At 57.9% G+C, this 24,901-nt stretch carries 26 protein-coding genes; 11 read left to right on the plus strand and 15 right to left on the minus strand.

Annotated features, from left to right (window positions below; all coding sequences use genetic code 11):
* Window positions 1-28 precede the first annotated feature (28 nt).
* Both G7069_RS02765 and G7069_RS02770 read left to right on the plus strand, forming a co-directional pair.
* A complete protein-coding gene (locus G7069_RS02765; RefSeq protein ID WP_240912614.1) occupies window positions 29-2,044 on the plus strand; it encodes a lytic transglycosylase domain-containing protein in 2,016 nt (671 codons plus the stop codon).
* Window positions 2,045-2,057: 13 nt separating this feature from the next.
* On the plus strand, window positions 2,058-3,284 hold the full coding sequence (locus G7069_RS02770; protein ID WP_166294042.1) for a multifunctional CCA addition/repair protein: 1,227 nt from the start codon (window positions 2,058-2,060) through the stop codon (window positions 3,282-3,284).
* Here the strand turns inward: G7069_RS02770 and G7069_RS02775 are convergent.
* Both G7069_RS02775 and G7069_RS02780 read right to left on the minus strand, forming a co-directional pair.
* Window positions 3,281-3,682: a VanZ family protein gene (locus G7069_RS02775; RefSeq protein WP_205758737.1), complete on the minus strand. Its 402-nt coding sequence runs from the start codon at window positions 3,680-3,682 to the stop codon at window positions 3,281-3,283. The genes G7069_RS02770 and G7069_RS02775 overlap by 4 nt on opposite strands.
* The gene (locus tag G7069_RS02780) at window positions 3,682-4,863 is read right to left on the minus strand and encodes an SAM-dependent methyltransferase (protein WP_166294046.1); all 1,182 of its coding nucleotides are present in this window, start codon (window positions 4,861-4,863) and stop codon (window positions 3,682-3,684) included. The genes G7069_RS02775 and G7069_RS02780 overlap by 1 nt, the downstream gene beginning before the upstream one ends.
* Window positions 4,864-4,962: 99 nt before the next feature.
* On the opposite strand from G7069_RS02780, the gene G7069_RS02785 reads away from it, so the two are divergent.
* Window positions 4,963-5,718 (plus strand): pteridine reductase, encoded by a 756-nt coding sequence (locus tag G7069_RS02785; protein ID WP_166294048.1) that lies wholly within the window; start codon window positions 4,963-4,965, stop codon window positions 5,716-5,718.
* 20 nt (window positions 5,719-5,738) lie between these two features.
* On the opposite strand, the gene folK is transcribed toward G7069_RS02785, so the two are convergent.
* The 3 genes from folK to tsaD are packed head-to-tail and all read right to left on the minus strand — an operon-like array spanning window position 5,739 to window position 7,643.
* Window positions 5,739-6,233, minus strand: coding sequence for a 2-amino-4-hydroxy-6-hydroxymethyldihydropteridine diphosphokinase (gene folK / locus G7069_RS02790; protein WP_166294051.1), 495 nt, complete (start codon window positions 6,231-6,233; stop codon window positions 5,739-5,741).
* Between the two features lie 4 nt (window positions 6,234-6,237).
* Window positions 6,238-6,597, minus strand: coding sequence for a dihydroneopterin aldolase (gene folB, locus G7069_RS02795; protein WP_166294053.1), 360 nt, complete (start codon window positions 6,595-6,597; stop codon window positions 6,238-6,240).
* Entirely contained in the window at window positions 6,594-7,643 is a 1,050-nt protein-coding gene (gene tsaD, locus G7069_RS02800) for a tRNA (adenosine(37)-N6)-threonylcarbamoyltransferase complex transferase subunit TsaD (RefSeq protein ID WP_166294055.1), read from the minus strand. The genes folB and tsaD overlap by 4 nt, the downstream gene beginning before the upstream one ends.
* Window positions 7,644-7,742: 99 nt before the next feature.
* On the opposite strand from tsaD, the gene rpsU reads away from it, so the two are divergent.
* The 4 genes from rpsU to G7069_RS02820 all read left to right on the plus strand — a co-directional run bounded on the left by rpsU (window position 7,743) and on the right by G7069_RS02820 (window position 11,252).
* On the plus strand, window positions 7,743-7,958 hold the full coding sequence (gene rpsU, locus G7069_RS02805; RefSeq protein ID WP_166294057.1) for a 30S ribosomal protein S21: 216 nt from the start codon (window positions 7,743-7,745) through the stop codon (window positions 7,956-7,958).
* Between the two features lie 79 nt (window positions 7,959-8,037).
* The gene (locus tag G7069_RS02810; RefSeq protein ID WP_166294059.1) at window positions 8,038-8,481 is read left to right on the plus strand and encodes a GatB/YqeY domain-containing protein; all 444 of its coding nucleotides are present in this window, start codon (window positions 8,038-8,040) and stop codon (window positions 8,479-8,481) included.
* Between the two features lie 19 nt (window positions 8,482-8,500).
* Complete coding sequence (dnaG, locus tag G7069_RS02815; RefSeq protein ID WP_166294061.1) at window positions 8,501-10,216, plus strand: DNA primase; 1,716 nt, start codon at window positions 8,501-8,503, stop codon at window positions 10,214-10,216.
* Window positions 10,206-11,252: a YeiH family protein gene (locus G7069_RS02820; protein WP_240912615.1), complete on the plus strand. Its 1,047-nt coding sequence runs from the start codon at window positions 10,206-10,208 to the stop codon at window positions 11,250-11,252. Before dnaG ends, G7069_RS02820 begins: the two co-directional genes overlap by 11 nt.
* Before the next feature lie 16 nt (window positions 11,253-11,268).
* Here the strand turns inward: G7069_RS02820 and cyoE are convergent, their stop codons facing one another.
* The 4 genes from cyoE to G7069_RS02840 are packed head-to-tail and all read right to left on the minus strand — an operon-like array spanning window position 11,269 to window position 14,703.
* Entirely contained in the window at window positions 11,269-12,195 is a 927-nt protein-coding gene (gene cyoE / locus G7069_RS02825) for a heme o synthase (RefSeq protein WP_166294063.1), read from the minus strand.
* Window positions 12,192-13,424 (minus strand): COX15/CtaA family protein, encoded by a 1,233-nt coding sequence (locus G7069_RS02830; protein ID WP_166294065.1) that lies wholly within the window; start codon window positions 13,422-13,424, stop codon window positions 12,192-12,194. Before G7069_RS02830 ends, cyoE begins: the two co-directional genes overlap by 4 nt.
* Window positions 13,421-13,990 (minus strand): hypothetical protein, encoded by a 570-nt coding sequence (locus G7069_RS02835; RefSeq protein WP_166294067.1) that lies wholly within the window; start codon window positions 13,988-13,990, stop codon window positions 13,421-13,423. The genes G7069_RS02830 and G7069_RS02835 overlap by 4 nt, the downstream gene beginning before the upstream one ends.
* Window positions 13,987-14,703, minus strand: coding sequence for an SURF1 family protein (locus G7069_RS02840; protein WP_166294069.1), 717 nt, complete (start codon window positions 14,701-14,703; stop codon window positions 13,987-13,989). Before G7069_RS02840 ends, G7069_RS02835 begins: the two co-directional genes overlap by 4 nt.
* Before the next feature lie 63 nt (window positions 14,704-14,766).
* On the opposite strand from G7069_RS02840, the gene G7069_RS02845 reads away from it, so the two are divergent.
* Window positions 14,767-14,985 carry a twin transmembrane helix small protein gene (locus tag G7069_RS02845; RefSeq protein ID WP_166294071.1) on the plus strand — a complete coding sequence of 73 codons (219 nt, stop codon included), beginning with the start codon at window positions 14,767-14,769 and terminating at the stop codon, window positions 14,983-14,985.
* A gap of 41 nt (window positions 14,986-15,026) precedes the next feature.
* On the opposite strand, the gene G7069_RS02850 is transcribed toward G7069_RS02845, so the two are convergent.
* From G7069_RS02850 to coxB, 5 genes are read right to left on the minus strand one after another with little or no spacing between them, the layout of a single operon-like run.
* Window positions 15,027-15,911, minus strand: coding sequence for a cytochrome c oxidase subunit 3 (locus tag G7069_RS02850; RefSeq protein WP_166294073.1), 885 nt, complete (start codon window positions 15,909-15,911; stop codon window positions 15,027-15,029).
* A 21-nt stretch (window positions 15,912-15,932) separates the two neighbouring features.
* Window positions 15,933-16,529: a cytochrome c oxidase assembly protein gene (locus tag G7069_RS02855; RefSeq protein ID WP_166294075.1), complete on the minus strand. Its 597-nt coding sequence runs from the start codon at window positions 16,527-16,529 to the stop codon at window positions 15,933-15,935.
* A complete protein-coding gene (locus G7069_RS02860; protein WP_166294078.1) occupies window positions 16,519-16,656 on the minus strand; it encodes a hypothetical protein in 138 nt (45 codons plus the stop codon). The genes G7069_RS02855 and G7069_RS02860 overlap by 11 nt, the downstream gene beginning before the upstream one ends.
* A 10-nt stretch (window positions 16,657-16,666) precedes the next feature.
* Complete coding sequence (gene ctaD / locus G7069_RS02865; RefSeq protein ID WP_166294080.1) at window positions 16,667-18,292, minus strand: cytochrome c oxidase subunit I; 1,626 nt, start codon at window positions 18,290-18,292, stop codon at window positions 16,667-16,669.
* Window positions 18,293-18,327: 35 nt separating this feature from the next.
* Window positions 18,328-19,272 (minus strand): cytochrome c oxidase subunit II, encoded by a 945-nt coding sequence (coxB, locus tag G7069_RS02870; protein WP_166294082.1) that lies wholly within the window; start codon window positions 19,270-19,272, stop codon window positions 18,328-18,330.
* A 210-nt stretch (window positions 19,273-19,482) separates the two neighbouring features.
* Here coxB and putA point away from each other — a divergent pair, with 210 nt between their 5' ends.
* Entirely contained in the window at window positions 19,483-22,647 is a 3,165-nt protein-coding gene (gene putA / locus G7069_RS02875) for a bifunctional proline dehydrogenase/L-glutamate gamma-semialdehyde dehydrogenase PutA (protein WP_166294084.1), read from the plus strand.
* Window positions 22,648-22,721: 74 nt separating this feature from the next.
* Here putA and G7069_RS02880 read toward each other — a convergent pair whose 3' ends face one another.
* Window positions 22,722-23,642, minus strand: coding sequence for an integron integrase (locus G7069_RS02880; RefSeq protein ID WP_240912646.1), 921 nt, complete (start codon window positions 23,640-23,642; stop codon window positions 22,722-22,724).
* Window positions 23,643-23,947: 305 nt separating this feature from the next.
* On the opposite strand from G7069_RS02880, the gene G7069_RS02885 reads away from it, so the two are divergent.
* Together G7069_RS02885 and G7069_RS02890 are read left to right on the plus strand one after the other, a co-directional pair.
* The gene (locus G7069_RS02885) at window positions 23,948-24,367 is read left to right on the plus strand and encodes a hypothetical protein (protein WP_166294088.1); all 420 of its coding nucleotides are present in this window, start codon (window positions 23,948-23,950) and stop codon (window positions 24,365-24,367) included.
* A gap of 133 nt (window positions 24,368-24,500) precedes the next feature.
* Window positions 24,501-24,827: a nucleotide pyrophosphohydrolase gene (locus tag G7069_RS02890; protein WP_166294090.1), complete on the plus strand. Its 327-nt coding sequence runs from the start codon at window positions 24,501-24,503 to the stop codon at window positions 24,825-24,827.
* Window positions 24,828-24,901: the final 74 nt, after the last annotated feature.

Below are 24,901 nucleotides of genomic sequence, written 5' to 3' on the forward strand. Positions count from 1 at the left end.
GATAGGCGGCCTCGGCTATAGTCTTTGCATGACTCTTCAAAAATCCATCCAGCTGGGATTGGTGGCATTGACCCTCGCCGCCTGCTCGCCGCGTGGGCACGCGCAACCGCCGCAAGTCGCCGTCAAAGATCCCGCGCTCAACGTTTACCCCGTTCAAGCCGCAGATCCGGATGCCGCACTGAGCGCCTCTGATCTCGCGATGAAAAACGCATTGATCGATGCCGAACGCGGCACCTTGAGCGCCGAACAGAAAGCCGCTTTGGCACATCACCCGTTGGCCAGTTGGCTCGAGTATGCCGAGCTGCGGCGCGCGCTGGACACACTCACGCTGAGCCAAGGCAGTGCGTTTTTGCAACGCCATCCGAAGGATGCTGTCGGTAGAACCTTCAGCACGTTTTGGTTGCCAACCCTCTCCCGGCGTGTGCAATGGAACGAGCTCGCACGCCTCGCAGATCTCAATGCCAAGTCGGACAACGAACGTTGTTTAGCTGCCTTCGCACGCGCAATGGGTGGTTCGAAAGACACACAATGGGCCGAGGCACTACGCCCCATGTACAGCAAGGGCCAACCGTTTTCCGAAACGTGCATGCCGGTGATGCAACAGCTTGAATCGCGCGGCTTGGTTGACAACGCGCAACGCTGGCAACGCATCGACAGCGCGATTGATGGCAACGAACCGAACGTGATTCGTGAGACCGCACGCGGTTTGCCGGTTGAAGAAGCCGCCATTGCGAACGCCTATGCGAGCTTCATGACCACGGTGCAAGACACAGCAATGAACTGGCCGAAAGATGCACGCAGCCGAAAGGTCATCACCGCCGGCTTGGTGCGTTTGGCGAAATCGAGCCCTGAAACGGCAGAGATGACGCTGCCACGATACGTCGAAGCCTTCGGTCTGAATGATGCGGAACGCGGCAAAGTATTGAATGAAATTGCAGTGCAATCGGCCGTGTCATACGAACCCGAAGCATTGCGACGCTTGAATGCGGTGCCAACGATCGCCTACGACGAGCGCTTCAATGAAGTCCGTGTGCGAGAAGCGATGGCGCGTTCTGACTGGCGCGGAGCGCGTGCCGCGATTCGTGCCATGCCGGCCGAACAACGTGATAGCGCACGCTGGTATTACTTCGATGCACGCTTCAGCGAGTTGATCGGTGATGCCGCCGGTGCGCGTGAGAACTATCGCAAGGCCGCACAGAAATCGGAATTCCATGGCTATTTGGCGGCCGATCGATTGCAGGCACCTTATGCACTGTGCGAGTATGCGCCCGTGTTGCCCGTCGCTTCGGTCCGTAGCAATGCAGGCTTGCAACGCGCGATGGCACTTCGCCGCATCGGTCGCAAAGAATGGGCCGCGAAAGAATGGGCAGATGCGGTTGCGCCGATGACGCGTGAACAACGTTTTGCCGCCATCGAGATCGCCCAGAAGGATGGATGGTTTGACCGCGGCGTGTATGGCTTCAACTTGAAGGATCCGGAAGAAGCACGTTTGTATCGCTTGCGATTCCCGATCTATCACACCGAAACCATCACACGCGAAGCGAGTAAGAACGCGCTCGATCCGGCCTGGGTAGCTGCTGAAATCCGCGCGGAAAGTTTGTTTGACCCGACGGTGAAATCACCCGCCGGTGCAATCGGCCTGATGCAGTTGATGCCAGCGACCGGGATGGCGACGGCAAATCGACTCGGCGTGCCCTACGCCAGCAGCCAGACTTTGTATGACCCTGATATCAACATCACCTTAGGCACCGCGTACTTGCGCGAGATGTGGAACAAGTACGGGCAGTTGCCCTATGCCATCGCAGCCTACAACGCGGGCCCGGGTCCCGTCGCACGCTGGACATCGCAACGCGGCAGCTTTGATCCTGACATGTGGATTGAAACCATCAGCTACAAAGAGACCCGTGAATATGTCCCGCGCGTGTTGGCGTTTAGCGTGTTGTATGACTGGCGTATGCGAGGGGATGCCTTGCGATTGACCGATCGCATCGCCGGCCGCATGACCGGCCAACGCACGCGATTCACCTGCCCGGCGCCGCACTGAGGGCATCTCTCAAGTGCAGACCTTTTTAGTCGGTGGCGCCGTACGCGATGCTTTGCTTGGCATCAGCCACGCACAGAGTGATCACGACTTTGTCGTGGTTGGCGCGACGGTCGAAGCCATGCTTGCACAAGGCTTCAAACAAGTGGGTCGGGATTTCCCGGTGTTCTTGCATCCGCACACGCAGGAAGAGCACGCCTTGGCGCGCACCGAGCGCAAATCCGGCAAGGGCTACACCGGCTTCACGGTGCATGCGTCACCTGAAATCACGCTCGAACAAGATTTGGAACGTCGAGATTTCACGATCAATGCCATCGCACAAGATGCAGACGGGCATTACATCGATCCGTTTCATGGACGCGCAGATATCGAAGCGCGCGTGCTGCGTCATGTGAGCGCGGCATTCGCGGAAGATCCCTTGCGCGTGTTGCGTGCAGCGCGGTTTATGGCGCGATTCGCACCTTTAGGTTTTCGCATCGCGCCCGAAACCGTAGCGCTGATGCGCGAGATGAGCGCACGCGGTGAACTCGAACACTTGGTGCCCGAACGCGTCTGGCAAGAAATGCAACGCGCCCTTGCCAGCGCAGCGCCGGATGCTTTTATACGTGCATTGCGTGAGTCGAATGCCTTGCGCGTCGTCTTACCGGAAGTCGACGCGCTCTATGGCGTGCCGCAGCGCGCGGAATATCACCCTGAAGTCGACACCGGCCTCCATACAGAACTGGTCTTGCAACAAGCAGCCCAGATTGCACCGGGTGATGACCGTATCGGTTTCGCCGCCTTGGTTCATGACTTAGGCAAAGCGGTCACCCCAAAGGATGAACTGCCGAAGCACATCATGCATGAGCAACGCGGCGTGCCTTTGGTCAATGCGGTTTGCGAGCGCTTGCGTGTGCCCCTCCGGCATCGGCAGTTGGCGCTCAGCGTCTGCAAAGAACACTTGAATGTGCATCGCATCTTTGAATTGAAAGACAGCACCGTGCTCGAATTGCTCGAACGCAATGATGCATTTCGTGATCCCGAACGCATCGATGCGCTCGCAGCAACCTGCGAAGCCGACAAGCGTGGCCGCGCGGGTTTGCAATCCACGCCTTACCCTTCGGCGGACGAACTCAGGCGCTTATTTGCAGTGGCCGCAGCGGTGCGCGCGAGTGATGTTGCACCGGGTTTAAGTGGACCAGCGGTTGGCGCTGCATTACGAAAAGCACGCATACAGGCCATCCATCAGGCACGCGCAGCTTAAGGCAGCCGCCGATCGAGCCAGATCAAACCGCGTTGCAATGGCGTGAGACACAGTGCAAAACCGCCAATCACGCCCAGCATATTTGCGTAGATGTCGTTCAAGTCACGCTGTCGACCTTGGTGCATCGCGCCTTGCAAATATTCCATGGCGATGCCAAGTGCGAATAACAGCACGGCTGACGCCACCCAGCTTGCACGTTGCGAATACAGCATCACAGCCCAGGCCATCAACACGAAGTAAGCGAAGAAGTGGCCGACTTTGTCATTGCCCAATGGTGGGCTCGGAATATCCGCGGGTGGCAACAGTGAGAGTACGACGGCCAACATGATGCCGACGGTCCACAGCGTGGCCCACAGCGCGGGTCGCTTGAACGCGCGCAAAGAACGTCCCGCGTGCATCACAGGCTGTAGCTCCGGTCGCCCAACAAGAAGGCCGCTTCAAAATCGACGCCATGCGAGAAGCCCATCACTTGGAAACGCTCGCCCATCTCCGACGGCAAGGTCAGTCGCTTCACTTGCTCACGCACACGCAGATGTGCGATTTCATCCGCGCAGGCACTCTCGGCTAAGGATGCAAATTTTTCCAAGCCATTGGCCATCAAGAAGTCCGCTTGCGTGCAGTAACCCGCAAATGTAAAGCCCGCACCCGTACCGGCTTCTGCCAACGCCGTGAAATCCACCGATGCGGTGATGTCCTGCAATCCTGGCCACGCCAACACGTCACTCACCACATGGTGGCGTCTGAAAGCACGCAAGGTGCCATCTGTGCGCGACGGATGGTAATACGCGCGGCGCGGATAGCCGTAGTCGGCAAACACCATCACGCCCGCTTCCATCGGGCCAATCACCGCCTGCACCCAATAGGGCAATTGCGGCAAGACTTCAGACCGATAGCCCTCGGCGAGCGGCGCATCCAAACGCGATTCAATATTGCGCACCGCTGCAGTCGTCAACGCGTCGGCAGGCTGCGTCGTCACGATAAATTCGTCGCCTTCGACTTCGACGTATTCCTCGAATACTTCGTCTTCGCCGATCACAAATCGCGTCGTCGGCAAGGCATCGATCACTTCGTTTGCAAACACCACACCGCGCCATGGTTCGGACAAGGGGCCATCCAACCATGTGATGCGCTGCGCCAAGTGCGCCGGCAACACATCACGCACGCGCTCTGCTTGTCGCTCACGCAGGTCGGCACTCGGCTCCAAGATGTTGTATGTCCGCGGTAGGATGCCTTGCGCCTCGAAGGCCTGCATCAAATCTACGGCCAGCGCACCACTGCCGCCACCGATTTCCAAGAAGTCGCCGGTGTTTTCCAACTGCCGCAAGACGGGTGCGGTCGCTTCCGATAAGCATTGTGCAAACAGTGCGCCCAGCTCTGGCGCCGTGACAAAGTCACCCGCAGCACCGAACTTACGTGCACCTGCGCTGTAATAGCCCAAGCCCGGTGCATACAAACACAGCTCCATGAATTTGGAGAATGGGATGCGCCCGCCCTCGGCGGCGATGAATTGCTGGAGGCCGGCACGCAGCGTGTCGCTGTGCGCGCGCGCGTCCTCATCAGGTGCTGGAATGGTGACCACGTCGAACCATAATAGAAAGTGAGCGTCTAGGATATCGCCGAAGCTGTGCCGGGTATGTGGTCGGGAGCTTGGCTGTCGCGATCATGCGAAGATACGGCCATGACGACTTCCAACGTGCCCGTGGCATTGGTGACCGGTGCCGGCAAACGCTTAGGCGCGGCCATCGTGCGCGAATTGCACGCGCGCGGCTTCAATGTCGCCGTGCATTGTCATCGCTCGCGCGCAGCAGCCGATGCATTGGTCGCGGGTTTGAACGACGCACGTCCCGGTGGCGCGGTGACGCTACAAGCGGACTTGAGTGATCTCGCAAGCGTGCCCGCACTGGTCGAATCCTGCATCCACACCTTTGGTCGACTGGATGCCCTGGTCAACAACGCCTCGACCTTTGACGTCACCCGCGTGGGCAGCACGACACCCGCACAGTGGGATGCCGCATTTGCCGCCAATGTGCGTGCCCCGTATTTTCTGGCGCAAGCGGCACATACGCATCTCGCTGCGCAACACGGTTGCATCGTCAACATGGTGGATGTGTATGTCGAACGGCCGTTACGCGATCACGCCTTGTACGTGATGGCGAAGGCCGCGCTGCAAGCCATGACACGTGCATTGGCAGTGGAATTGGCACCCGATATTCGCGTGAACGCGGTCGCACCTGGCGCCATTTTGTGGCCGGAAAGCCCAGATGCGGCCGATGCACAGACGGCGTATCAGGCGGACATCATTACGCGTACGCCCCTGAAACGCGCCGGGACGCCCGAAGAAGTTGCCAATGCAGTTGCCTGGCTGATCCTCGATGCGCGATTCACCACAGGTGAAACCTTGCGTTTGGATGGTGGCCGCATGCTCGTGCCGTAAGGCAACGGAGCAGCGCTCAGTTACGGATAGCCTGCGATCATGCGCACTTCATACGGACGCATGTAGTCCGGGTGTGCGCGCCACATTTCAGCAAGCGGCAATTCACGCACAGGGTCAATGAACTCAGGCGCGATTTCCGCCAAAGGTTTCAACACAAAGGCATGTTTGATATCCGATCGCGGAATCTGCAAATGGCCAGGCCCTGAGATGACGTGGTCGCCAAAGTAAACGATGTCGATATCCAAGGTCCGATCACCGAAACGCGGACCACTGCGATCACGATGATGCGCATCTTCCAATGCATGCAGCCAGTCATTCAACGCGAAGACATCCAAATCGCTTTGCAGATACGCGCCTGCATTCAAGAAATCGGGACCGTCAAATCCCACCGCCGGAAATACGTAAGCCGCAGAAAACACGACGTCACCGAATCGCGCAGCCAATGCTTCGCGCGCCGCCGCCAAATGGCGCTCGGCATCTTGGTTGCTGCCCAAGCTCAATAACGCCAAAGTCATTGGGTTACTGACTGCGACTGCGTTCGATACGCACACCGACCGCACGCGCACCACGCACCGCACCCGGCTTGCTGAGCTTCAAGCGCACATGTTGCACATCGAACTCGCTCAAGATGATTTCGGCACAGCGTTCGGCCAAGGTTTCCACCAAACCAAACCCGGTGGACTGCACGTACTCAATCAAACGTTTGCTCACCGCTTTGTAGTTCAAGGTGTGTTGAATGTCGTCGCTCGCAGCCGGCACACGATTGTCGAATGCCATTTCAATATCGAACGACAAGGTTTGACGCACGCGGCGCTCCCAATCGTAGATCCCGATCAAAGCTTCAATTTCGAGTGCCTCGATAAACACCACGTCGGTCATGCTCGATTTCCTGAAATCGTGTCGATGGCGGCTAAGCTTGCCATGTCCCAGCGCGGTTGAACCTTCACTTGCAAATCGACCGACTCACCTGCTTCCAAGCGCAAGGCGCCCGCGAAGGCAATCATCGCGCCGTTGTCGGTACACAACTCGGGACGCGGAAAACACACACGGCCCCCGCGTTTTTCAGCCATGACCTGCAGCTGTGCGCGCAATTTACGGTTCGCACCCACGCCGCCTGCAATCACCAAGGTGTCGCAAGCCGCTGCATCCAGCGCGCGCTCACATTTAATGCGCAAGGTATCGACCACCGCTTCTTCAAAGGCCAAGGCAATATCCGCGCGTGTTTGATCGCTTTGGTCTGAACCCCGCCAGGCCAACAGCACCTGCGTCTTCAAACCGCTGAAAGAAAAATCCAAACCGGGACGATCGACCATCGGACGCGAAAATTTGAATTGGCCCGGACGCCCTTCGCCAGCCAACTTGGCCAGTTGCGGCCCACCCGGATAGGGCAGCCCCATCAGCTTGGCGGTCTTGTCGAAGGCCTCGCCGGCGGCGTCGTCCAAGGTTTCGCCCAGCAAGCGGTAGTCACCGATGCGCGCGACATGGACCAATTGGGTGTGCCCACCCGACACCAACAGGGCCACAAACGGCGGTTCCGGCGGGTTGTCTTCCATAAGCGGCGCCAGCAGGTGGCCTTCCATGTGGTGGACCGCCACCGCAGGCACCTCCAGCGCCCACGCGAGAGACCGCGCAAAGCCAGCCCCCACCATGAGCGCCCCAACCAGGCCGGGGCCCGCTGTATAGGCCACACCGTCCAGATCGGTGGTCTCCAGCCCTGCCTCGCGCAGCGTTTCCCGCACCAAGGGCAGCAATTTGCGCACATGGTCGCGACTCGCCAGCTCAGGCACCACGCCACCATAGGCGGCATGCAGGTCGATTTGGCTGTACACCGCGTGGGCAAGCAGGCCTTCAGCGCCTGTCCGGGCCGTATCGTAGACGGCTACGCCCGTCTCATCGCAGGATGATTCAATTCCGAGTACACGCATGTGCATAGAGTACCCCCATTGCGCAAAACTCTGAACCTGCGCTACCATATGCGGCTCACCCTCGACCGTCAGGTCGTGTTTTCATTTCAGAGATTGCACATGCCAGCCGTAAAAGTCCGCGAAAACGAACCGTTTGAATTTGCCCTGCGCCGCTTCAAGCGCACCTGCGAAAAGGCAGGCGTCCTTGCCGAAGTGCGTAAGCGCGAGTTCTACGAAAAGCCGACGCAGGAACGTAAGCGTAAAGCTGCCGCCGCCGTGAAGCGCCAAGCGCGCCGCATGTCGCGCGACGTGACCAAGCGCCAGCGCCTGTACTGAGTCGCGATTGTTTGGCATATGAAGCCGGCACGCACACGCGTAGCCGGCTTTTTGTGTTTTTAGCCTTTGGAGAATTCCCGTGTCGTTGAAGCAACAACTCACCGAAGACATGAAAGCGGCCATGAAGGGCGGCGATAAGCCGAAACTCGGCGTGATCCGCCTCATCAATGCCGCCATCAAGCAAAAGGAAGTCGACGAGCGCATCGAGCTCGATGATGCTGCCGTGCTCGCTGTGCTTGAAAAGATGGTGAAGCAACGCCGGGATTCGATCAGTCAGTTCGAAGCCGCTGCGCGCGAAGACCTTGCGGTGATCGAACGCGACGAACTCGCCATCATCGATACGTATTTACCGGCCAAGATGAGCGAAGAAGACATCGCTGCTGCGGTTGATGCCGCAATCGCAGAAACCGGTGCCAGCTCGGCTGCCGACATGGGTAAGTTGATGGGCGTGCTGAAACCGCGCTTGGCGGGTCAAGCCGACATGTCACTCGTGTCAAAATGGGTCAAGCAGCGTTTGAGCTGAGCCGCAACACCGGAGCCCCGTGGGACGCATCCCCGATCAATTCATCGATGACTTGCTTGCACGCACGGACATCGTGGAAGTGGTGCAGGCACGCGTTCCGCTGAAGAAGAAGGGCAACGAGTACACCGCTTGTTGCCCCTTTCATAACGAACGCTCACCTTCGTTCTTCGTTTCGCCGAACAAGCAGTTCTATCACTGCTTCGGTTGCGGCGCGCACGGTACTGCCATCAGTTTCTTGATGAACTTTGATCGCCTCGAATTTCTCGACGCGATTGACGAGCTGGCAAAGCAAGCCGGCGTTGAAGTGCCCAAAGACACGCGCCAACAGAACCGGAATGCAGAAGCCGAACCCCTGTTTGGCGGCTTGGATGCAGCCTCGCGCTTCTATCAAGCGCAGCTGACAACGAGCACCGTGGCACGCAGCTATTTGGACGGCCGCGGTTTAGATGCCGCCACGATCGAACGCTTCAACATCGGCTACGCACCGGACAGCTTCGACGGACTGATGTCGCGCCTGGGCACCGATGCACGTCGCATGGAAGTCCTCGAGAAAGCCGGCATGTTCTCGCGCAATGACAACGGCCGCGTGTACGACAAGTTTCGTCACCGTGTGATGTTTCCGATTCACGACCGACGCGGTCGCGTGATTGGATTCGGTGGCCGCGTGTTGAGTGACGAACAGTCACCCAAGTATTTGAATTCACCAGAAACCCCGCTCTTTCATAAGGGCCGCGAGTTGTATGGCCTGTGGCAAGCCAAGCAAGCCAGCAACAAGCTGGAACGCTTGCTCGTCGTGGAAGGCTATATGGATGTGGTGTCGCTGTCGCAGCACGGCATTGATTTCGCTGTTGCCACGCTCGGCACGGCGACGACGCCCGAACACGCAGAGTTGCTCTTCCGAAGTGCGCCCACTGCAGTCTTTAGTTTTGACGGTGACAACGCAGGTCGACGCGCGGCATGGAAGGCTGTGGAATCTGTCCTGCCTGCGATGCGCGATGGTCGCCGTGCGCAGTTCTTGTTCTTACCCGACGGCGAAGACCCCGACACGATCGTGCGTTCGGAAGGCGCGGAAGCGTTCAACACACGCTTGGATTCAGCGATGGATCTGTCTGAGTTCTATTTTTCGCAGCGCGCGCATGGCTTGTCATTGACCACGACGAGCGGCAAGGCAACCCTGCTTGATCGCTGCCGCGAAGACATCGCCAAGATTCCGGATGGCGGATTTCGAGACGCACTCGTAGCACGCGTTCGCGAACTGACCGGTGTCGACCTCGGCAAAACACCGCAAGGACAGGTCGCGGGTCAAAACCGATCGATGCACGTGAAGCGAAGCTTGGTCCGCCATGCGATCAGTTTGCTCTTGCAAGACCCAAGCCTCGCGCTCGACATTCCAGACCCGCGTGTCATTGAAGGCTTGGATGAGCCAGGCGTGCCGCTACTGATTGCACTGATTGAAACCTTGCATGCACGGCCGCAGTTGACCACGGGCGGTTTGTTGGAAGCTTTTGACGCGCACGGTGCGCACGGCTCACTCGCCACCTTGGCCGGCATCAGCCTGCCCGGTGACCACGACAGTTGGCTCGAAGAAATGACGGGCGTGTTCGCGCAATTGGAAAGCCGAATGCGTACGCAACGGATTGATGCGCTCCGAGATCGCATCAGTGAACTCACACAGGAAGAGAAAATGGAACTCCGAGACTTGTTGACAACACGAGTGGCTGATCGTGGCAACTGAGGTACAAGCCGCGGCAGCGAAGCCGATGTGGAAGCGTGTTTTTCCAGGGGCAGCATTTGCGTTGATTTTGGGTGCATTCGCGCTATGGCTGGCGCGATTTGAGATTTTCCAAAACGCGGGTCTATCTGCGTTGCCGTTGGCGATCTTGTTGGGCCTCTTAGTTGGCAACAGTGGCGTGATTTCAAATGTGCCCGCGTTAGATCCCGGTTTGGAATTTGCCAAGGCCAAGCTTTTGCGCCTCGGCATCATCTTGTTTGGCTTCAAGCTCACCTTCCAAGACATTGCGCGCGTGGGCGTTCCGGGCATCGTGATCGCCGTGCTCATGGTGATCAGTGTCGTGGTGGTGACATTGTGGTTAGGCCGCCGGGTCTTCAAGCTCGATGATGAAACGAGTCTCCTCGTGGGCACAGGCTCCGCGATTTGCGGTGCGGCTGCGGTGCTCGCGGCTGAACCGGTGCTTCGAGCGAAGGCACACACGGTGTCGGTCGCGGTCGCGACGGTCGTCGTGTTCGGCACCTTGGCGATGTTTATCTATCCGCTGCTGGGTCATGCGTTCGGCATGAACCACTATGCCTATGGCTTGTATGCCGGCAGCACGATTCACGAGGTGGCGCAGGTCATTGTTGCGGGCCGCACATTTAGTGAAGAAGCCGCGAACTATGCCGTGATCGAAAAGATGATTCGCGTCATCTTGTTGGCACCGTTCCTGTTTGTGTTGTCATGGTGGTTGCGTGCACGCATGGAATCCGCGACGCATACGCGTACGCCGTTGGTGATTCCGTGGTTTGCGGTCCTCTTCATGGTCGTTGGCGCGTTCAACTCGCTGCACTTGCTGGACCCGAAGTGGGTCACCGGCATCTTGCAATTCGACAACTGGATTCTTGCTGCCGCCATGGGTGCACTCGGCGTGCGCACGCACTGGCGCGCGGTGAAGCAGGCGGGCGTGAAGCCCTTGCTGCTCGCATCAGCGGTGTTCATTTGGTTGATTGTCGGTGGCTACGCCATCAACGCATTGGTGTTGTCGCTGCTCACATGAGCGGCAACACATCGCGTCAGGCGATTCGCATCCATTCCATCGTCGCAGCCGGGCGCAGCCATGGCAGCAACCAGTGGTCGACGAGCAAGAATGCGAACAAGGCCATGAGGTAGACCACGGAATACTGGAACACGCGCATGGCGAAGAACTCGTCTGGCGGGTTTTGCAACTTCCATGCGTACCACACGAATACGGCGCCTAGGATGACCGCACCGACCAAATAGAACACGCCGCTCATCCCCGCGACCCAAGGCAGCACACTGACGACGAAGAGCAACAACGTGTAAAGCAGAATCTGCCAGCGCGTGTACTCGACACCATGCGTGACCGGCAACATCGGCACTAATGCACGTGCGTAGTCGGCGCGACGGAAAATCGCCAATGCCCAGAAGTGCGGCGGCGTCCACACGAAGATGATCAGCACCAGCAGTAAGGCATGTGCCCAGTCCCACTGCCCTTGCATGCCCGTGATGGCAGACCAACCAAGCAGCGGTGGCGCCGCACCGGCGATGCCGCCAATCACAATGTTCTGCGGTGTCGCGTGCTTCAACCACGCGGTGTAGATGATGGCGTAGCCAATCATCGAGGCAAAGGTCAACGCCGCACACACCCAATTCACGCCAATCAACAGAATGGCCATTGAAAGCACAGCCAACACCACCGCAAACGTCAGCACTTGTTTTGGCGCCAATGCGTGTGTCGGCAATGGGCGACCTTTGGTGCGCGCCATCTTTTCGTCAATGCGACGATCCAACAAATGATTGATGGCCGCTGCAGAGGCCGCTGCCAACCAAATGCCGAGCAATCCGAGGATGGCCAGCTTTAGCTCGGCTTGCGTCGGCAAGCCATCGATCGCCAAGAACACACCGACCAAGGCGGTGAACACGATCAGTGCCACCACGCGCGGTTTCGTCAGTGACCAATAGCTTTGCCAAATGCTCATGGCGTCGAGGATGCCTCAATGGGAGATTGAAGGCGCGCTAGCAAGCTCACCAGAGCGAACAAGAGGAGCGCCGCGACACCATTGTGCGCAACGGCCACCTTCAAGGGCAAGGCATACACGATGTTGGCAATCCCCAAGCAGACTTGCGTACTGACGAGGAGCGCAATCGTGGTGCCCCACCCGCGCATGCCCGGCATGCGCATGAACTTCAAGGCCAGCACCCACAAATACAGGAAGACGACGACGGCCATGACCCGGTGCACAAGTTGGATGCCGATGCGAGATGCGCCATCGAGCACGCCCCCTTCGTAGTCGACGCCAATCCCGCGCCACAGCACAAAACCTTCACTGAAGTTCGCGTCCGGCCACCACTGTCCCGCACATTTCGGGAAATAGGCCAAGGATTTGCCCGCGCCGCAGGAGAGCGCAGCGTAGTTGGAGCTGGTCCAGCCACCCAAGGCGATTTGAATGCCCAGCACCACCAAGCCCACAACGACCCACACGCGAATCTTCTGCGCATCCGCCAGATTGATCGGCACATTCGTCGCGCGCCATGCCATCCAGACCAAGAGCGCAAAGGTTGTGAAGCCACCTAACAAGTGACTCATGACAACGATGGGTTTCAGCAACCAAGTCACTGTCCACATGCCAAGCAAAGCCTGCACGATGATCATCGCCAATGTCAGCACGGCGATGCGCGACAGGTCACTGTTCGACCAACGCCAGGCTGCAAACAGCAAGATCAATTCGCCGATGCTCGCCAGTGCGGCCGCACCTTCAAACCAAGGCAAAGACTCGGGCGACAAGCGAACTTCAGGCGTCAATGCATCGATCTGCGCGCCCTTCATGTAAAGGAAGATCGAGATCGCGACCAAGGCCGAGGCACCGACCACCTGCAAGATGCCCTTCGCGCGCTTGCGCACCGCGCCGATCGCCAAGATAAACACCAATACGCCCAAGCCACCGGCCAGTTGGCGGTGCACTTGTTCGCGCCATGCGCGCGTGTCGTCGAACTGTCGGATGTTGGATGCGGCGTGAGACGCGGCATCTTCAACCGTCTTCGGCCATGCGGCTTGGCCATAACAGGTCGGCCAATCGGGACAGCTCAGACCGGCGTTGGACAAACGCACGAAAGCACCGAACACAATCACGCAGAACGCAAGAATGGCCGCAAACCATGCCAAACGATGGAAGTGGCGTGACACCACGGGCACAAGAGGACGGTTCATCGCAGTTTTAACAGCCTTGAAAGATCGGTGCGAATATCACTCGGGTCCGTACCCGGCTTGTAACGCAACACGACAAATCCATTGGGATCGAGAATATAGGTGACCGGGCCCGTGGCATCCATCGCGCGTGGCAGTTTGCCAAGCAACGCAGGGTCCGCCATCAACGCTCTCGGGTGACTCGTCGCAGGTGCGCCTTCAGGCACCGCTGCCCACCACAACAGATCCACGCGTGGCGCGTCCTTACCTAAGATTTGCCACAAGGTATCGAGCTGACCGGCCAACTGCGTGCACTGCGCGGCGCAGTTCGCGGACGGCACAACCAAGATGCGCCATTTGCGCTCAATCGGGTTCCACGGATACGGCGTGCCGTCGGCTAGCTTCGGTTGAATCTGATGCACATCAACCGCGGGCTGCAGCAATTCCCCTTTGGATTTCAAACCTTCGGGGCGCCAGCCGGAATAGCGAAGAATGCCCGCCAGCGCAAAACTCCCCAAGAACGCGACCGCGACAATCGTCAAGATGCGTTTGTTGCGCGTCGTCGTACCGCGCGTGTCTGGAACATTCATGGTTTCTTAGCCCTCAGGCTCAACAACACTGTGATGATAAGAATGGCTGCCGCCATGGCGAACCACTGCACGGCATATGCAAAATGTTTTTCGGGCGGCATCGTCGAGGGGAAGACGTGAAAATCACGCAATCCGCCCACTTTTAATGCCGGGTCTAATCGCAAGACGCGCGGCGCCACCGGCGTATTGCCCAATGCTTGTTTCAAGGACTGCGCGTCTATGCGCGTCACTACCGTCACGCCACTGCCCTTCTGAACTTGGTCTGCCACCAGACCACCGGAGGGCGGCGGCATCAACACACCGCGCACATCCAATGCGGTGGGCAGAATCGGGCGCGGCATCGTGCGATTCGCGGCCAAGGGATACCAACCAAAGTCGATCATCACGCTGCGGCCGGTGTCATCGATCGCGCACGGGGCAAACGCGCGCACGCCGGCGCGCCCTTCGTTCAATTGGTTATCAAGCAAGATGGCATGACGCCCTTCGAGCGCACAGCGACCTTCTGCCCAATCAAAGTCCTGCATGCGATCACGCGTAAATGCGAGCGACAGGGGTTGCGACTTGCGCGCGTCAACTTGCGCCTGCACTTGCGCAAACAGGGCTTCCTTCTCGGCCTTGCGGTGCAACTGCCACACGCCCAAACGCACAAACAAGGCGATGACGACCGCAGCGAGCAGCCAGTACTTCCAGAATCTGCGAAGCGTTGAAGTCATCACTCACATCCCGAGCGTGCGAATTGCGATAATCGAGGCTTCAAAGCCTCGGTAACGCCTGCCATGAACCCGTCGTTGAAGCTCGTATTGATCGTCGGATTCCTCATCGTGATCCTCTGGAATCTCGGCGCGGGTCTGTACTACATGCTGGTCGATAAGGGCCAGACGAAACGCACCGTCAATGCGCTGACGCGCCGCATTGCATTCTCGGTGGCGATGATCTTGCTGGTCATCCTGGCCATTTACATGGGCTGGATCACACCGCACGGTGTGGGCGGCTAACCGCCCCACCGTTTTAACTTCTGTTGCGTGAATCGCTTCGCTTACAGCACGTAGACGAAGATAAACAGCATCAACCACACCACGTCCACAAAGTGCCAATACCACGCCACGGCTTCAAAACCGAAGTGGTCATCGCGCGAGAAGTGACCGCGGAAGCAACGCAACCAAATCACGATCAACATGATCGTGCCCAAGGTGACGTGCAAGCCGTGGAAGCCGGTCAACATGAAGAAGGTTGAACCGTAAATACCCGAGCTCAACTTCAAGTTCAATTCGCTGTAGGCGTGGATATATTCCTCAGCCTGGAAGAACAAGAAGGTGCAGCCCAACAAAACTGTGAGACCCAAAAACACCAACAAGGTTTGGCGTTGGCCGGCCTTCAAGGCATGGTGCGCGATGGTGATGGTGACGCCCGAGCTCAACAACAGCAGGGTATTCAGAAGCGGCAGGCCCCAAGCGCCGACCGTTTGGAAATGACCACCGATGGAGAGCGGACCATTTGCCGGCCAGCCGCCGGTGTAGCCGTTGTACAGCAACTCGTTGGTCATCACGCCATGGCCTTCACCGGCCAACCACGGCAATGCGTATTGGCGGGTGTAGAACAGCGCGCCGAAGAACGCAGCGAAGAACATGATTTCCGAGAAGATGAACCACATCATGCCCATGCGGAATGAGGTGTCGACTTGGCGGTTGTAGAAACCGCGCACCGATTCACCCACCACATCGGCAAACCACTTGAAGATGACGATGGCGAGGAAGACCAAGCCTGCGTAGAACACATACTTGCCGAACGACACTTCGTTCAACATGATGGCGAAACCGAACATCGTCACGAACAATGCCAACGACGCCACGATCGGCCAACGGCTCGAATGCGGAACGAAGTAGCGTTCGGAAGGGTTTGAGTGAGCGTGGGCTTCAGCCATGGCGATATCTCAATTCAACAATCAAGGGGCGGACTTCGCGGACGACGATAATGTCCCGGCAGCCGAATGGCGCACGGAGTCGGTCAACGAATCATTTTGGTAAAAGACGTAGGACAAGGTCAGCGTTTTCACGTCTGCCGGCAAGGCAGGATCGATGATGAAGCGCACAGGCATGTCCTTGGTTTCGCCTGCGGCCAACTTTTGTTCGGTAAAGCAGAAACATTCGGTCTTGTTGAAATAACCCGAGCCGCGCGCGGGTTCAACAGACGGCACCGCGTTGCCAACAACCACCGCGTTGCTGATGTTCTTGGCGAAATAGCTGGTTTCGTATTGCTTGCCGACTTGCACCTTCATCGAACGCGTATTCGGATGAAAGGTCCACGGCAATTTCGAATTCACCACGCCGCCGAATTCCACAGTGACCCAACGATTCGGATCGACGGCTTCTTTCGCTTTCGCGCCCTTGGCCGGGCCTTGGTCGACTTTGACGCCGAATACCTTTTCACAGGCCACGCGATACAGGGGCACGAGCGAGAACGTAAATGCAAACGCCATGGCCACCACAATGAGCAATTTGCCCAAGCCGCGGGTGTTGGACTTGTGTGGATCAGTGGCCACGGCCGATGACTCCACTCAAGATGAAAGCCGCGTAGATCGCGACGGCAATCAAACCAAACCACAAGGCAGTACGCCGGGCGCGTTTGCGTCCGGCGGCGACTGTCTTGTTGTCGGCGCGATCATCCATTCGACTCGACTCAGTGCGTGATGTCGTCGTGTGCAAGGTCGCCCGGCTTGATCACCGGCGGCACTTCAAAGGTGTGATGTGGTGCCGGCGACGGCACGGTCCATTCCAGACCCTTTGCGCCTTCCCATGCACGTGCTTCAGCCTTTTGGCCGTTCTTCAACGAGCTGATCAAGATGTACGCCATCAGGAATGGCGTCACGAACATGCCGAACGCACCAATCGAGCTGATGAAGTTCCAATCTGCGAAGACCACGTTGTAGTCCGGGATTCGGCGCGGCATACCGGCCAGACCCAAGAAGTGTTGCGGGAAGAACAGCAAGTTGACGAACACCATGGTCCACCAGAAGTGGAACTTGCCCAAGGTTTCGTTGTACATGCGACCCGTCCACTTCGGCCACCAGTAGTACACGGCACCAATGATCGAGAACAGCGCGCCCGTCACCAACACGTAGTGGAAATGCGCAACCACGAAGTAGGTGTCGTGGTATTGGAAGTCAGCGGGCACCAAGGCCAACATCAGGCCCGAGAAACCACCGATGGTGAACAAGAACACGAAACCGATCGCCCACAACATCGGGGTTTCGAACGTGAGTGAGCCCTTCCACATCGTGCTGACCCAGTTGAAGACCTTCACGCCGGTCGGCACGGAGATCAACATGGTCGCGAGCATGAAGTAGATTTCGCCACCCAGCGGCATGCCGACGGCGAACATGTGGTGAGCCCACACGATGAAGGACAAGAACGCAATCGCGGCGGTCGCGTACACCATCGCCTGATAACCGAACAGCGGCTTACGGCTGAAGGTCGGCAGAATTTCGCTGACGATGCCGAAGGCCGGCAAGATCATGATGTACACCTCGGGGTGACCGAAGAACCAGAAGATGTGCTGGTACATGACCGGGTCACCGCCACCGGCGGCGTCAAAGAAGGTGGTACCGAAGAACTTGTCGGTCAGCAGCATGGTCACTGCACCGGCCAACACCGGCATCACCGCAATCAACAAGAACGCAGTGATGAGCCAGGTCCACGCAAAGATCGGCATCTTCAACAAATCAACGCCCGGCGCGCGCATGTTCAGCACGGTGGCAATGATGTTGATGGCGCCCATGATCGAGCTGATACCCATCATGTGCACGGCAAACACGGCAAACGCCACGTTGGCGCCGCCTTGCAAGAACAACGGCGGATACATCGTCCAACCGCCGGCAGGTGCGCCGCCCGGCAAGAACAAGGTGACGAGCAACATCGCGAACGCGAAGGGCATGATCCAGAACGAGTAGTTGTTCATGCGCGGCATCGCCATATCCGGCGCGCCGATTTGCAACGGAATCATCCAGTTGGCGAGGCCCACAAAGGCCGGCATCACGCCACCGAAAATCATGACCAGTGCGTGCACCGTCGTCATTTGATTGAAGAACTCGGGACCGCCCGGCAACTGCAAGCCCGGTTTCATCAGTTCGTAACGAATCAGCACCGACATCGCGGCACCGATGATGAACATCACGAACGAGAAAATCAGGTACAGCGTACCGATGTCTTTATGGTTGGTCGAAAAGAACCAGCGTTCGGCAAACGACTGCTTGTGACCATGGTGGTCGTCATGGTGTGTATCGAGGTGGGGTTGCGTAACGGACATGTGTCTCTCTCTCGAAATCGGCTGCGCGCGAACGCTCAGCCCTTGGCAGCCGCAGCTGGCGCCGCGGTTTCGGTGGATTCAGCAGGCGCAGCGGCAGGGTCAGCCGGCGTATCGTTGGCAACGGGTGCAGCGGCAGCCGGTGCGGCGTCCTTCGTTTCCGCCGCTTTTTGCGCTTGGCGCTGGTCGTACAACCAGGCTTGGAATTCCGCCATCGGCACGGCTTTCACGACGATCGGCATGAAGCCGTGGTCTTTACCGCAGAGCTCTGCGCATTGGCCGCGATAGATGCCGGGCTTTTCAATGACAGCCCACGCACCATTGACGGTGCCGGGGTTGGCGTCTTGCTTGAAGCCGAGTGCCGGCACCCACCAGGAGTGGATCACGTCATCCGAGGTGATCATGAAGCGCACTTTTGCGCCCACTGGCAGCACCAAGGGGTTATCGACGTCGAGCAAGTAATGCTTATGGTCGGCCTCAGTCGGCGACTTGCCCGATTGGCGCAGTTCGTCCGACTTGCGATCGAGGCGGCTGGTGTAAGACACGCCTTGATCGAGGTATTCGTACTTCCACATCCACTGATAGCCGGTCACACGAACGGTGAGCTGGGCATCGCGGGTGTCGTAGATCTTGACGAGGTTCTTGACCGCCGGAATCGACAGCATGATCAAGATGATGACCGGGATGATCGTCCAGATAATTTCCGCTGTGGTGTTGTGGCTGAACTGCGAAGCCACGGCACCCTTGGAACGACGGAACTTGAACATGGCGTAGAACATCGCGCCGAACACGATCACACCAATAATGACGCAGACCCACAGGCCCCACATATGGGTGACATACGCGTTGTGCGCAGTCGAGGTCACACCCTTGCCCATGTTCAGCTGCCAACGGACTGGGTCAGCCGGGCCGGCCAAAGCGGCCAAAGGCATCAGCGCGGCGAGCGCCAAGGCGGAAAGTTGCATCCAACGCGATTGCTTCATTTAGAACCCCGTGACCACAGTTGGACGCCCAACTACGGAAATCTGGCAATAGGAAATAACAGGCTCCGCGCGGCTGAAAGCCCGCGAAACACCCAACATGGTAAATCGGCGAAGGGCATAGGGGCAAGCATTAAGGTTTCGGTTAAACCTGTACAGGGCCTTCCGGCTGTAACATTGGGCCTCCGTATTCACCTTGATTGAACACCGTCAGTGACCGACCTCCTCAGCCCCGAATTGCAACCGGTGCCCGCGCCGTTGCGGCATGCCATCACCCAAGCGTGGTGGCGCGATGAAGCCGACCATGTCCGCCAAATGCTCGGCGAAGCCCGCCAAAGCGAGCCCGACCGTCAAGCCATAGTGGCCACGGCCGCCGATTTGGTGCGTCGCGTGCGCGTTCGCGCCAGTGACCAATCCACCGTAGAAGCCTTCATGCGCCAGTACGATTTGGGAAGCGAAGAAGGCGTTTTGTTGATGTGCGTCGCAGAAGCGCTGTTGCGCATTCCGGATCAAGGCACGGCCGACGCCCTGATTCGCGACAAATTGGGCGAAGCAAACTGGCGCCGTCACCTAGGCCAATCGGATTCGATTTTGGTCAACGCCTCGACCTGGGGCCTGATGCTGACCGGGAAACTGGTCAACCTTTCCGACGACACCCAGCGTGACGTGCACGGTGCATTCGGTCGTTTAGTGGGCAAACTCGGCGAACCGGTCATTCGTACCGCCGTTCGCCAAGCCATGAAGATCATGGGCCACCAATTCGTCATGGGCCGCACGATCGATGAAGCCTTAAGCCGCTCACGCAAGGGCCCGAATGGTGCATATCGCTACTCATTCGACATGTTGGGCGAAGGCGCACTGACGACGGCAGATGCACTGCGTTATCTCGAAGCGTATCGACAAGCCATTCATGCCATCGGCGGCAGTGGCCCGTTCGAAGACGTGTTCTCGGCACCCAGCATTTCGATCAAATTGTCTGCGTTGCATCCGCGCTATGAGCACGCGAAACGCGAACGCGTGATGCGCGAACTTGCGCCGCGCGTGTTGGAACTGGCGCAATTGGCGAAGTCTTATGGCATCGGTTACACGATCGATGCGGAGGAAACTTATCGCCTTGAATTGTCATTGGATCTGATTGAAGCCGTGTTCTCGGACCGTTCTTTGGATGGTTGGGAAGGCTTTGGTTTGGCCGTGCAGTCGTATCAAAAGCGTGCGCCGTTCGTGATCGACTATTTGGCCGATCTCGGTCGACGTGTCGGCCGAAAAATTCCGGTGCGATTGGTGAAAGGTGCCTATTGGGACGCGGAAATCAAAGCCGCGCAGATGGAAGGCCAGAGCAACTATCCGCTCTTTACGCGCAAGCCGAATACGGATGTGAGCTATCAGGCCAATGCACGTCGCATGTTCGATGCGAGTGATGCGTTGTATCCGATGTTTGCCACACACAATGCGCAAACCATCGCTGCCATCCATCAGATGTCCAAAGGCCGGTGCTTCGAATTCCAAAAGCTGCACGGCATGGGCGATGACTTGTATGCGGAAGTCATCCCGGAAGACCGTTTGAACACGGCATGTCGCGTCTACGCACCGGTGGGATCACACGAAGACCTGCTGCCCTATCTCGTGCGTCGACTGCTTGAGAACGGCGCGAACTCGAGCTTCGTCAATCGCATCACCGATGAAAGTGTGCGCATTGAAGACTTGGTACAAGATCCGCTCGATGTTGTTGCCACGTTTGACTCCATTCCTCATCCGCGCATTCCGCTGCCGCGCGATCTCTACCGTAACCAAGGCCAAGACCGGGACAATTCAATGGGTATCAACCTCGCCAACGACAACGAACTGCGCGCATTGGCAGATCATATGAACTCCGCCGGCAGTGGCGATTGGACAGCAATGCCGTTGGTCCCGGGCGCGAACGGTCAGGGCGAACGCATTGCTGTGACCAACCCTGCTGATCGCCGTGAAACTGTGGGCTATTGGCACTCGGCTGATACGGCAACGGTTGAACGCGCATTGGCAGTGGCTGTGCAAGCGCAACCCGTTTGGGACGCGACGCCGGTCAATACCCGCGCTGAAGCGTTGGAACGCGCTGCGAATTTGCTTGAAGAGCGCATGCCGGAATTTATGGCCCTGTGTACGAAGGAAGCAGGCAAAACGATTCCTGATGGCATTGCCGAAGTACGCGAAGCCGTCGACTTCTTGCGTTACTACGCACACGAAGCACGCAAGCACTTTGTGGTTGAAAATCTGCCGGGTCCGACCGGTGAATCCAACTCGCTGCAGTTGGCAGGTCGTGGCGTGTTTGCGTGTATTTCGCCGTGGAATTTCCCGCTGGCAATTTTCACAGGTCAAATTGCAGCTGCACTTGCGGCAGGCAATAGCGTGATTGCAAAACCTGCAGAGCAAACCAACTTGATCGGCTATGCCGCCGTGAAGTTGTTGCATGAAGCGGGCATTCCGGTCGACGTACTGCAGTTTGTGCCGGGCGACGGCGCAACCGTAGGCGCTGCATTGACGGCCGACCCGCGTGTTGCGGGCGTGTGCTTTACCGGTTCAACCGATACCGCACGCTTGATCAACCGTGCATTGGCGGCGCGTGAAGCCGGCCCGATTGCGACCTTGATTGCTGAAACCGGCGGTCAAAACGCGATGATCGCCGACTCTTCCTCCTTGCCGGAACAAGTGGTGAAGGACGCCATGGGCTCTGCATTTACTTCGGCAGGCCAACGCTGCTCGGCGGCGCGCGTGTTGTTGGTGCAAGAAGACATTGCCGACAAAGTGGTCTCGATGTTGGCCGGCGCGATGGCGGAACTGAAAGTGGGCAACCCGGGCGTATTGTCTACAGATGTGGGTCCCGTCATCGACGGTGATGCCAAAACGTTGTTGGACGATCACGCGCAACGCATGGCGAAGATCAATGCAAAGCACATTGCGACCGCACAAATGAATAGCGAAGACACCGAGCACGGCACCTTCTTTGCGCCGGTGGCTTGGGAGCTGAATGCACTCGATCAACTCACCCGCGAAAACTTCGGCCCTGCCCTGCATGTCATCCGCTGGAAGGCTGAGGACCTTGATCATGTCGTCGACACCATCAATGCGACCGGTTTTGGTTTGACGTTGGGCATTCACTCGCGCATCGATGCCACTATCGATCGCATCGTGAACCGCGCGAAGGTTGGCAATATCTATGTCAATCGCAATCAAATCGGTGCAGTTGTCGGTGTGCAACCCTTCGGTGGCCAAGGCTTGTCTGGCACCGGCCCGAAAGCAGGCGGCCCACACTACTTGCCGCGTTTCGCGACTGAAAAGACCGTCACGGTGAACACCACAGCTGCCGGTGGTAATGCCAGCTTGCTTACGCTGGACGACTGAAGCCAAAGCACCTTGTCCACTTGTGGATAAGGTGCCGCAAACGTTCGTTGAGAGGCGCTCTGAACTCAAGCGCCTCACGCATCCAAAGGACTCCGCACTGCCAATGCACCACGCCCCAATACGTGCGTGTAAATCTGCGTGGTCGCCAAGTCTTTGTGCCCCAATAGTTCCTGCACCGTTCGAATATCCTGGCCGGCTTCCAGCAGGTGCGTTGCAAATGCATGTCGCATTGAATGACAACTGGCAGGCTTGTCGATCTTTGCCTGCCGCACCGCCTGTTTGAACGCACGCTGCATGCTCGATTCGTGCAGGTGATGCCGTCGGACCTCACCCGTCTCGACATCGGTCGCCAAGCGATCCGCGCAGAAAATGAACTGCCAAGCAAACTCTCTTGATGCGTTCGGATACTTTCGTGCAAGCGCATAGGGCAGATGCACACCGCCATACCCTGATGCGCAATCTTTGCTGTGCAGCAATCGCACGCATTCTATTTGTGACTTCAAGTGCGGGATCAATATCTGGGGGAGCGGCACCCGACGATCTTTGCCGCCCTTTCCGTTCCGCACACGAATTTCATTCAGCGCAAAGTCGACATCTTTGACGCGAAGGCGCATCCCTTCCATCAAGCGCATGCCGGTGCCGTAAAGCAAAGAACCCAAGAGCCAATGTGTGCCATTCAAATGGCGGAGAATCAGACGCACCTCTTCTCTAGAAAGCACAACAGGCAATCGCTTCTGCTGGCGTGCCCGAACGAATCCCTCCATCCAAGGCAGCTGCATATTCAAGACGACGCGGTACAGAAACAACAACGCACACAAGGCTTGGTTCTGAGTGCTGGGTGCGACGCCCATCTGTGCAGCCAAATAGGTGAGGAAGGCGCGGACTTCAGCCTCACCCATGGTGACCGGATGCCGACGACCATTGAACCGAATGAATTTCTCAACCCAGACGAGATAGGCCTCAGAAGTACGCGGACTGTAGTTCCGACGCTTCATCTCCCATCGCACTTGGTCCAAGAGCCTCGGCGGCCGGACACCGACCTGAAGCGCCGGCACGACCGCCTGTGCGACATAATTCTGGGAATATCGATTTAGACTGCGGTGCGCGTCTTTTGCCATGTAGAAACTCGTTTTGTCGTATAACAATGCGAGGAAGCAAAAGTGATGCGTATTGGAAAAGGGCGATTTATGTGTAGGGGAAGGTTGAAAGTGGGAACCGGCTACATGCAGGCTCTTGGCTTATGCTGCTTTTCGGAATCGAAATAGAAGTTAGGCCCCGCACAAAGAATCCGGAGCTCCGTATGCATTCTTGGCTTTCTAAGATAGTCGGCCAGCCTCGGCGCGCCGAGACCCCGGACTTTGGCAAGCTCACCTACATGGGTGGCTATTGGGAGGGCGCGGGCATCTTCCCCCCGACGCTGAGTGAGGTTGAGTACTTCGTTATTGCTGGCGATCTTGGGCCTTCTGATGCAAATCGGCGGGCGTTTCAGTTGATTTGCAGCAACTACGCCGAGCTACTGGAAAATGCCGCCGCCGTGATTTCCAATGGGTCGAAAAGCACTGTCAAGGCAAGCGAGCTCAATGTGTCTAGTGTTGATGTTCCGGCCGGAGACCTGCACGCGGACAAATGGGAGATGAGCTTCTCCAGACGAGACGGCGCTTCGTTCGCAGTTGAGTACCGCGGGCTTGACGCAACAGGTACAGTAGATGTTTCGTACTGATTTTGGGGCGGAGCCTAACAGTTCGTTCAACCCGACATTCCTCCGTGGCACGTGACTGAGGCTTTGCGCTACGCTAGCCTCAGTCCCGCTCCACTACGGCATGCGGGTTAACTCAGGCGTTAGGCGGCATGAAATGAACTTCAGCGATCTCCAACAGGCAGCAATCCAGCTAAACGACCTCTACGAACAAATGGAGGTCAAGCGCTGGGGTCGCGTGTGGACAACGCAGGAGTTGGCCTTGGGCTTCATGGGCGATGTAGGCGATCTGGCGAAACTGATTCAAGCTCACGTCGGTGTCCGCACCATCGAAGATCACCAAGGGAAACTCGGCCATGAATTGTCGGATTGCCTGTGGTCAATTATGGTTCTGGCCAACAAGTGCGGGGTTGACCTAGAGGCGGAGTTTCTTCGGAACACCCGAGAGATCTCCGAGTACGTCAAAAGCGAGCTCGCCAAGTAGTCGGTAGCCGCCTAACAATTCGTCCAAGCCGACGCCGCTTCGCGGCCCGGCTTAACTCAGGTGTAAGGTGTGAA

This window comes from Lysobacter sp. HDW10, from assembly GCF_011300685.1.
Taxonomy (GTDB): Bacteria; Pseudomonadota; Gammaproteobacteria; order Xanthomonadales; family Xanthomonadaceae; genus Solilutibacter.